9 protein-coding genes and 1 tRNA gene are annotated in these 9,251 nt (G+C 65.8%); 3 read left to right on the top strand and 7 right to left on the bottom strand.

Annotated elements, in window-relative coordinates:
• Positions 1 to 154: 154 nt before the first annotated feature.
• The 3 genes from P8X75_13295 to P8X75_13285 form a co-directional block, all read right to left on the bottom strand.
• Positions 155 to 230: transfer RNA gene (locus tag P8X75_13295), tRNA-Glu, on the bottom strand.
• 115 nt (positions 231 to 345) lie between these two features.
• A complete protein-coding gene (locus tag P8X75_13290; protein ID MEJ1996158.1) occupies positions 346 to 813 on the bottom strand; it encodes a tetratricopeptide repeat protein in 468 nt (155 codons plus the stop codon).
• Positions 814 to 906: 93 nt separating this feature from the next.
• Positions 907 to 1,203: a hypothetical protein gene (locus P8X75_13285; protein ID MEJ1996157.1), complete on the bottom strand. Its 297-nt coding sequence runs from the start codon at positions 1,201 to 1,203 to the stop codon at positions 907 to 909.
• Positions 1,204 to 1,273: 70 nt separating this feature from the next.
• On the opposite strand from P8X75_13285, the gene P8X75_13280 reads away from it, so the two are divergent.
• Positions 1,274 to 2,266, top strand: coding sequence for an RluA family pseudouridine synthase (locus P8X75_13280; GenBank protein MEJ1996156.1), 993 nt, complete (start codon positions 1,274 to 1,276; stop codon positions 2,264 to 2,266).
• Between the two features lie 120 nt (positions 2,267 to 2,386).
• The gene (rpoH, locus tag P8X75_13275) at positions 2,387 to 3,292 is read left to right on the top strand and encodes an RNA polymerase sigma factor RpoH (protein MEJ1996155.1); all 906 of its coding nucleotides are present in this window, start codon (positions 2,387 to 2,389) and stop codon (positions 3,290 to 3,292) included.
• A gap of 3 nt (positions 3,293 to 3,295) precedes the next feature.
• Here rpoH and P8X75_13270 read toward each other — a convergent pair whose 3' ends face one another.
• Together P8X75_13270 and P8X75_13265 are read right to left on the bottom strand one after the other, a co-directional pair.
• Positions 3,296 to 4,591 (bottom strand): adenylosuccinate synthase, encoded by a 1,296-nt coding sequence (locus P8X75_13270; GenBank protein MEJ1996154.1) that lies wholly within the window; start codon positions 4,589 to 4,591, stop codon positions 3,296 to 3,298.
• A 6-nt stretch (positions 4,592 to 4,597) separates the two neighbouring features.
• Entirely contained in the window at positions 4,598 to 5,752 is a 1,155-nt protein-coding gene (locus tag P8X75_13265) for an ATP phosphoribosyltransferase regulatory subunit (protein ID MEJ1996153.1), read from the bottom strand.
• A gap of 201 nt (positions 5,753 to 5,953) precedes the next feature.
• Here P8X75_13265 and P8X75_13260 point away from each other — a divergent pair, with 201 nt between their 5' ends.
• Positions 5,954 to 6,487, top strand: a complete 534-nt coding sequence (locus P8X75_13260; GenBank protein MEJ1996152.1) for a paraquat-inducible protein A — start codon at positions 5,954 to 5,956, stop codon at positions 6,485 to 6,487.
• Here P8X75_13260 and P8X75_13255 read toward each other — a convergent pair.
• Together P8X75_13255 and serA are read right to left on the bottom strand one after the other, a co-directional pair.
• The gene (locus tag P8X75_13255; GenBank protein MEJ1996151.1) at positions 6,471 to 7,397 is read right to left on the bottom strand and encodes an FG-GAP-like repeat-containing protein; all 927 of its coding nucleotides are present in this window, start codon (positions 7,395 to 7,397) and stop codon (positions 6,471 to 6,473) included. The genes P8X75_13260 and P8X75_13255 overlap by 17 nt on opposite strands.
• A 5-nt stretch (positions 7,398 to 7,402) precedes the next feature.
• Positions 7,403 to 8,992, bottom strand: coding sequence for a phosphoglycerate dehydrogenase (gene serA, locus P8X75_13250; protein ID MEJ1996150.1), 1,590 nt, complete (start codon positions 8,990 to 8,992; stop codon positions 7,403 to 7,405).
• Between the last annotated feature and the right edge of the window lie 259 nt (positions 8,993 to 9,251).

Here is a 9,251-nt window from a genome sequence, read left to right as displayed (position 1 = left end):
CCGTCTCATGCGAGCTGAGCGATGAAAGCTATCATATATTCAAATTATTGAATGTTTATATCTGCTGAGCCATCTTGATGGCTCTCCACGATCCGCTTATCGGGTAAATTTTGGGTAAGTGACAGGTAGCAGTGCGCTAACACACTGAAAAGATTGGCGTCCCCTAGGGGAGTCGAACCCCTGTTTCCGCCGTGAGAGGGCGGCGTCCTGGGCCACTAGACGAAGGGGACAGCAAGGACGTGAGGCGCTGATATAACGATTTTGCCGGGGCGCGGCAAGGGGCGATTGGGGCTGCTCCCAAATGATTCTTTCGCCCGGCTTAGCGGTCTTGCTTTGCTGCCCTGCCTAGCTGCCCTGCTTGGCCTTGTAGTCGCTGATCGCCCGCTTCAGTTCGCGCTCTTCCTCGCAGCCGAAGAAGCCGCAGGCGCCGGAGAGGCGCTCAAGCGTCGCCTCGGCCTCCGGCAGGCGGTTGGTCTGCAGGTAGAGCTCGCCCAGGTATTCCAGAGCCTCGGTGTGCTCCGGGTCGATCTCCAGGGCCAGCGTGTAGTGCTCGAAGCTTTCATCGTAGCGGCCCATCTTGCGATAGGCGTAGCCCAGCAGGTTTTGCACGTCGGCGTCCTTCGGGTTCTCGGTGGCCAGGCCTTGGAGGTCGCTGAGCGCGGCTTCGTAGGCGCCCTTTTCGATCTTGTCGCGTGCTTCGGTGAGTGGGCTGGTGGCGCTGCCGCCGGAGAAGTCGGCCTGGACAGGTTCCGCGCCCAGCGACGCGCTAAGGCTTCCGGCCAGGAGGACCGCCAGAAAGGAACGTTTCATCATGTGAGGCACCATTCGACTCATGGGACTTCGTAAAAGGTTAGAGCGCGAAAGGAGCTAAGGCCAATCGCGATTTCGCGAGCGGCGCCCTTGCGGCTATTGCCCCGCCCCCGGCTCGATCCTGCCGAGAAGCTCCCCGCTGCGGGCATCCACAAGCAGGAAGCCGCCGCAGCCCAGGCTCTCCGCCCCCTCCAGCCGGATCAGGACGCGGTTCTCGGAGAGCTGCGCCTCGCCCAGGCGGCAGCCATCGGGCAGCGCCAGGGCGGCGCGCCAGGGTTCATCCGCCGCCTGGCGCTCGCCGCTCATCCGGCCCGCAAGGGTAAAGGCGATGACGGCAAACCCGCCGACGATGGCGACGCCCATCAGGATGACAAGGACTTTCAGAGCCTTCACGCTGTGCTATCCATTGCAGTTGCGAGGGACCGGGCCTTCAAGGGCGCGGTGCGGACGGTCAAGAGTAAGCATGAACCAGAGCGTGAAGCCAAGCGGCGCAGAGCAGATTTCCGTCACCGCCGAAAGCGGGGAAGCCGGCGAGCGGATCGACCGCCTGCTGGCCCAGCGCCTGCCGGCGCTCAGCCGGTCCCGGTTGAAGGGGCTGATCGAAGGCGGCAACCTGACCGTGGAGGGGGCTCGCGTGGTTCAGCCCTCGGCCAAGGTCAGGGCCGGGCAGCGGCTCGTCCTCACCCTGCCCCCGGCCGAGGAGGCGGACCCCAAGGCGGAAGCCATCGCGCTCGATATCCTTTTCGAGGACGAGGACCTGCTGGTCCTCAACAAGCCCGCCGGCATGGTGGTGCACCCCGCCCCCGGCAACGAGAGCGGCACGCTGGTGAACGCGCTCATCGCCCATTGCGGGGAGAGCCTGACCGGGATCGGCGGGGTCAAGAGGCCGGGTATCGTCCATCGTCTGGACAAGGACACCAGCGGCGTCATGGTCGCGGCCAAGACCGAGAGCGCCCATACGGCCCTCTCCGCCGCTTTCGCCGCGCGCGACATCGACCGCCGCTATCAGGCCGTGGTCTGGGGCCTGCCCAGCCCCAGCAAAGGGGAGATCGAGGGCAACATCGGCCGCTCCCCCCGGAACCGCAAGAAGATGGCGGTGGTCCCCGGCGGGGGAAAGCCCGCCCGGACCCGCTACAGCGTAGTGAAGAGTCTGGCGGGCGGCGGCGCGGCGCTGGTCGAATGCAAGCTCATGACCGGGCGCACCCACCAGATCCGGGTCCATATGACGGAGATCGGCCACCCCCTGATCGGCGATCCGCTTTACGGTGGGCCCAGCCGCCAGAGGCTGTCGCGGCTCTCTCCCGGCGCAGCGGCCGCCGCGCGCGCCTTCCCACGCCAGGCGCTACACGCCGCGACCCTGGGGTTCAAGCACCCGAGGAGCGGTGAATACCTTAATTTCGCCACTAATTTGCCATTGGATATCGTAGACTTGATCCAGTCTTTGGAATCGCTTTAATATAGGAAATCCGGCAAACGACAAGGCTGCTGACCTTTGCGCTTGGAAAGCGCAAAGGATCACTTATCTAGAAATGTCGCAGTCTTGCGAGCCGAAGTACCGAAAGTCAGGGAGTCGAAGATGGCCGCGCCCTCAGTGCCGAGCGTCAGCGAAAGCAACCTCACCCGCTACCTGCAGGAAATCCGCAAGTTTCCGATGCTGGAGCAGAACGAGGAGTACATGCTCGCCAAGAGCTGGCGGGAGCATGAGGACGTCGAGGCTGCGCACAAGCTGGTGACCAGCCACCTGCGTCTCGTGGCCAAGATCGCCATGGGCTACCGCGGCTATGGACTGCCGCTTTCCGAGCTGATCTCGGAGGGCAACGTCGGCATGATGCAGGCGGTGAAGCGCTTCGATCCGGAGCGCGGCTTCCGCTTGGCGACCTATGCCATGTGGTGGATCCGCGCGGCGATTCAGGAATACATCCTGCACTCCTGGTCTCTCGTGAAGATGGGCACCACGGCGGCGCAGAAGAAGCTCTTCTTCAACCTGCGCAAGCTGAAGGGCCAGATGGCCGCCATTGACGAGGGCGACCTGAACCCGGAGCAGGTCAAGTACATCTCCGACCAGCTTCAGGTGCCCGAACAGGACGTGGTTTCCATGAACCGCCGTCTGGCGGCGCCCGACCATTCGCTCAACGCCCCGCTGCGCCAGGACGGCGACGGCGAGTGGCAGGACTGGCTGGTGGACGAGCAGGAAAGCCAGGAGAAGCTGCTGGCCGACCGCGAGGAGCTGGACAAGCGCCGCGCGCTCCTGACCCAGGCCATGAAGACCCTCAACAAGCGCGAGCGGCACATCCTGAAGGAGCGCCGCCTGAAGGAAGACCCGACGACGCTGGAGGACCTGAGCCAGGTCTACGAGATCAGCCGCGAGCGGGTGCGCCAGATCGAGGTGCGCGCCTTCGAGAAGCTGCAGAAGGCCATCCGCAACGCCGCGCTTGAAGAAAAGCTGGCCAGCGAACAGCAGTTGGCGGACGCCGACAAGTAGGGCTTAGCCCGCGAAGGGGTCTTTCACCAGGATCGTGTCGTCACGTTCCGGGCTGGTCGAGAGCAGGGCCACGGGTGCGCCGATCAGCTCTTCCACCCGCCGCACGTACTTGATCGCCGTGGCCGGAAGCTCGCCCCAGGAGCGCGCGCCGTAGGTGCTTTCCTGCCAGCCCTGCAACGTTTCGTAGATCGGCTTGACGGCGGCCTGCTCAGCCGGCATCGCGGGCAGATAGTCGATCCGCTTGCCGTCCAGCTCATAGCCGACGCAAACCTTGATCTCCTTCAGCCCGTCCAGCACGTCCAGCTTGGTGAAGGCGATGCCGTCGATGCCGCCGACCTTGACGGCCTGACGCACCATCACCGCATCGAACCAGCCGCAGCGCCGCTGGCGCCCCGTCACCGTGCCGAACTCCCGGCCCCGCTCGCCCAGGGTCTTGCCGACCTCGTCGAACAGCTCGGTCGGGAACGGGCCGGACCCGACGCGCGTCGTGTAGGCCTTGGTGATGCCGAGCACCATGCCGATCGACTTCGGACCCATGCCGGAGCCCGCCGCCGCCTGCCCGGAGACGGTGTTGGAGGAGGTCACGAAGGGATAGGTGCCGTGGTCGACATCCAGCATCGCGCCCTGCGCGCCTTCGAAGAGGATGCGGTTGCCGCGCGGGCTGAGCTTGTCGAGCAGACGCCAGACCGGCGCCGCGTAGGGCAGGATCTTCGGCGCAAGCTCCAAGAGTCGGGCGACCAGCTCCTCGCCGTCCGCCTCGGGTTCGCCGAGGCCGCGCAGGAGGGCGTTGTGATGGGTCAGAAGACCGGCCACCCTGCGGCGCAGGTGCGTCTCGTCAGCCAGATCGCAGATCCGGATGGCGCGGCGGCCCACCTTGTCCTCGTAGGCGGGGCCGATGCCGCGGCCCGTGGTTCCGATCTTCTCGTCCTTGCCCTTGGCCGCCTCGCGGGCGCGGTCGACCAGCCCGTGGATCGGCAGGATCAGCGCGCAGGCCTCGGATATCTTCAGGCTGTCCGGCGTGACCTCCACACCCTGATCGCGGATGCGCTCGATCTCGTCCATCAGCGCCCAGGGGTCCACCACCACGCCGTTGCCGATCATGGAGAGCTTGTCCGGGCGCACCACGCCGGAAGGCAGCAGGGAAAGCTTGTAGGTCGTGCCCTCCACCACCAGCGTGTGTCCAGCGTTATGGCCGCCCTGGAAGCGCACCACCACATCGGCGCGCTCGGACAGCCAGTCGACGATCTTCCCCTTGCCCTCGTCCCCCCACTGGGAACCGACGACCGCGACGTTGGCCATGTCTGCTTAGTCCTCCACTGCTTCCGGTCCGTCGGGACCAAGCCACTGAACGCAGCCGAGGCGCTCGGCCTCGCCGCGCGGATCGTCGGTCTCCTCCAGCGCCGCGACGGTGACGTAGCCCTCCAGGCGGAGGCCCGCCGCCGCCGCCGGATCGGCGCCCAGCGGTATGTAGACCCGGGGCGCCGCCGCCTTCGGCTCGACCGCGCGCAAGATGGAATCGAGATAGAGGGTAACACCGGTCGCGGGCTCGGACGCCCCCTCGGGCGAGCCCGCCAGGTAGCGGCCGCCCCGGCCCAACTCCCCACGCACGCCTCCGGCGAAGAAGGTGAAGGAGAGGCCCGTCTGGTACTCAAAGCCCCGGCTTTCCACGGGATCCAGCGTGATGGTCAGCCCCGGCTTGATCCAATCCAACCGCTCGAGAACGGCTTTCAGCCGCTCAATGGTCGCCGCGGCTTCTTCTGAGAGATCGAGGGCCGCGAGCTTCTTGAGCGCGGTCTTGCGCGGCCCGGAGGCCTTCAGCAGCCCGCTGAACAGCTTGCCCGCGTCACCGGGCAACCGCGCCACGGCGGCGGCGTCCTTGCGGTCCAGCGCCTCGCGCAGCGTCGTGACTTCCTCGGCGGACAGGCCGGCCTCTTCGATCAGAAGCGGCACCAGGGTCGGCAGCGCCAGATCGATGGTCAGTTCATGAATGCCGATCTGCTCCAGGGCTTCGGCGGCCAGCGCGATGATCTCCGCGTCCGCTTCGGCGGAATCGCTGCCGATGATCTCGGCGCCCACCTGGCCGACCTGCCGGTCGCTGCGCAACTGGTTGCCCCGCACCCGCAGGACCTGCCCGGCATAGCAGAGGCGCAAGGGCCGGGCCTGGGACTTCAGGCGCGTGGCGGCGAGACGCACGACCTGAGGAGTCATGTCGGCGCGCAGGCCCATCATGCGCTGGCTGGAAGGGTCCATGAGACGGAAGGTCTGCTGCGTCAGGGCCGCGCCCGCCCCTTCGAACAGTGTCTCCTCGAACTCCAGCATGGGCGGCTTCACCCGCTCGTAGCCGTGGCTCGACAGGGTATGGATGGCGATGGCGACGGAATCGGCCTCCTGCTCGGCCTGGGGCGGAAGCAGATCCACCATGCCGACCGGCAAAAGCGCTTTTTCTCCTGAGCTCGTCATGACCTCTGCACCAAGGGACTTCTATTGAGCCCCGTCCTCTCGCTGATCGGGAACAGGGCGGAAAAGGTGACGCGCTGTACTAGCCTTTTTGCCAGCGTTCTTAAAGAGAAATCCTTGCCGACGGCGGGTCTGGAGGCCCCGGCGGAAACAGGCTAGCTTGCGCTTGAGACGAGGGAATGCCGAACAGGGAGGGTTCTGTTCTTGGAAAGCGGCGCGAAGCAGACGGGCAAGGGCCCGCGGAGCCTTTTGGCCTCGGCCAAAGGACCCGACCGGCTGATCGGCTGGGGCTTGCTGCTGGCCGCCTTCCTGTTGATGGCCGGATGGCTTCTGCCGATGATGACGCTCTCGCGCTTCGTCTTCCTGTCGCAGGAGGTCTCGCTGCTCCAGGGCGTCTGGGAACTGGCGAAGGAGGGCGAGTACTTCCTCTTCGCCCTGCTGGCCGGGTTTTCCATCCTGTTTCCGGCGGTCAAGCTGCTCTTGGGCTTGCTGCTTTGGTATGGTGCGGCGGAACCTTCGCGTCAGGGTTCCTGGCTGCGCTGGCTCGACTTCATCGGCCGCTGGTCGATGCTGGACGTCTTCGTGGTGGCGCTGATCGTGGTGGCCGTAAAGGTCTCCCTGATCGACGACGTCGAACTGCACGGCGGGCTCTACGCCTTCACCTCGGCGATCCTGCTTTCGATGCTCTGCTTGAGGCGGATGGAAGTCCTGGCCGAGAGGGTCACCAGCTCGGCGTGATCTCCGCCAGGGAGCCGTCGCTCAAAAGAAAGCGGAAGCTCGGGCCAGCGCCCGGCTCGATATCCGTCTCGATCTTGGCCGGCAGGGGCAGGGTTCCCTTCAGGACCAGCGTGTCCTCCTCGTTCAGGGCAAGCCAGACCAGGCTGTCGCGCTCCTGCGTCGGCGTCAGGATGTCGTCACGCCCGTCGCCGTCGATATCGTAGACCAGAGAGAGCTTCTGCCAGCGGGAACCGAAACGGTGGTTGGAGACGCCGCGCAGTCCGGTAATCCGTTCCAGGCGCCCGGCGTTCAGCCGCCAGATGTAGAGCGTACCCCCGGTGTGTGGTGTCTCGATGTAGGCGAGCTCCAGTACGCCGTCGCCGTCGAAGTCGCCAACACCCTCGCCGACGGGATTGAGCCAGAGGCGGGAGGCCCCGATGGGCGGCGTCTCCGCGATCGGGCCCAGCACGCCGGCCCGGAACCCGACGACCGACAGCGACGCGCCGAGGCCGCGGTAGGAGCGCACCAGGATGATCTCATCCTGCCCGTCGCCGTCCAGATCGGCCAGACGCGGGATGGTATCCTCGAAAACCGAGTCATTGGGCAGGGCGAAGCGCAAGCGTTCCTCGGCGGTCGTCTCCACCTCCAGACCGCCCGCCTCGATACTGTCACCCAGCGCGCCGTGCGCGTAGCGCTTGGTCGGCATGACCAGCCAGGCGCGGGCGACCCCCTGCTCCCCGCGCGCAACGTGACCGTCCGGCAAGGTGTCTTCCGGCCAGTCTTCTTCCGGCGAAGAAACAGAAGGCGAAGGCAGCGGCAATTCGCCGGGATAGTAATCCACACGGAAGCCGGGCAGCCCTTCCTGGGCTCGGGCGTCCGCTGTTAAAACGAACGCCAGAAAGCCGGAGAGGAGGAGGACTGCGCACCGCATGTCTGTTAGCCCGCCTTCGGGAAGTGGAGTTGCTCGGCCCGGTCCACCAGATCGAGCGAGCGGACCTTCTTCAGAACATCCGCGGAAAGAGGCTGATCCAGCTCCAGAAGCGCGATGGCGTCCCCGCCGGGGATGTCGCGGCCAAGGTGGAAGGTCGCGATATTGACCCCCGCCTGCGATAGAATGGTGCCAAGATTGCCGATCAGGCCCGGCTTGTCCTCGTTGGTGATATAGAGCATGTGCGGACCCAACTCGGCTTCCACCTGAATTCCCTTGATCTCGACCAGGCGCGGCTTGCTTCCGCCGAACAGCGTGCCGGCGACGGAGCGTTGGCCGTGCTCGGTTTCCACCGACACACGGATCAGCGTCTGATAGTCGCAGTCGCCCACCCGTTTCGTTTCGGCCACGTCGATGTCGCGCTCTCGCGCCACGACCGGCGCACTCACCATGTTGACGCTGTCGAGCATCGGGCGCAACAGCCCGGTCAGCACCGTCTGGGTCAGGGGCCGGCAGTTCACTTCGGCCACATGCCCTTCGTACTCGATCGAGACCGAGGTGAGGCCAGAGCGCGTCAGTTGCCCGGCGAAGGAGCCCAACTGCTCGGCCAGCTGCATGTAGGGCTTCAGCCGCTTTGCCTCCTCGGCCGTCAGCGAGGGCATGTTGATGGCGTTGCGCACGGCCCCGGTCAGCAGATAGTCGGCCATCTGCTCGGCGATCTGAAGGGCGACCTTTTCCTGCGCTTCTGCCGTCGCCGCGCCCAGATGCGGCGTGCAGATCACCTGCTCCAACTCGAAGAGCGGCGACTCCTTGGCCGGTTCAACGGCGAAGACGTCGAGCGCGGCACCCGCCACCTGTCCGGAGACGATCGCGTCGTGGAGCGCCGCTTCGTCGATCAGCCCGCCGCGCGCGCAGTTGATGATGCGAACCCCCTTCCGGGTCGCCGCGAGACTCTCGGCGTCCAGAATGTTTCGGGTCTGGTCGTTCAGCGGGACGTGCAGCGTGATGAAGTCGGCGCGCGGCAGCAGTTCCTGCAACTCGACCTTGGTGACGCCCAGGTCGTCGGCGCGCTCCTGACTGAGGAAGGGGTCGAAGGCCAGCACCTTCATGCGCAGCCCCAGCGCCCGCTGGGCCACGATGGAGCCGATGTTGCCGCAGCCGATGATGCCCAGCGTCTTGCCGGTCAGTTCCACGCCCATGAAGCGGGACTTCTCCCACTTTCCGCTCTTGGTCGAGGCGGTGGCCTCGGGTATCTGCCGGGCCAGCGCGAACATCATGGCGATGGCGTGCTCGGCGGTGGTGATGGAGTTGCCGTCGGGCGTGTTCATCACCACGACGCCGTTGGCCGTGGCCTTGGGAATATCGATGTTGTCGACGCCGATCCCGGCGCGGCCGATCACCTTCAGATCGGGGGCCGCCTCGATGATCTCGGCGGTCGCCTTGGTGGCCGAACGTATGGCCAGCCCGTCGACGCCCTTCAGCTTTTCCTTCAGCTCTTCGGGCGACAGGCCGACCGCGACCTCAACATCCAGGCCGCGTTCTTTGAAGATATCGACCGCGAGCGGGCTCAGCTTGTCGGAGATTAGAACCTTGGGCATCTGTCTCTTTTCGTCCTTTTTGGGAGAGAAATCAGGTGTTCTGATGGACCGCCTTGACCTCGGCGTAGGCCCAGTCGAGCCAGGGTAACAGGGCGGCCATGTCCTCGGCTACCGGGACGCGCCGCCGGGTCTGCGCCTTTGGGGCGGCGCCACGGTGGAGGCCGAGGACATGGCCGCCCTGTTACCCTGGCTCGACTGGGCCTACGCCGAGGTCAAGGCGGTCCATCAGAACACCTGATTTCTCTCCCAAAAAGGACGA

Origin of the sequence: Limibacillus sp., from assembly GCA_037379885.1 — a bacterium.
Taxonomy (GTDB): Bacteria; Pseudomonadota; Alphaproteobacteria; order Kiloniellales; family CECT-8803; genus JARRJC01.
Note: the sequence above shows the minus strand (reverse complement) of the source record. Positions and strands in the feature narration are given on the sequence as shown.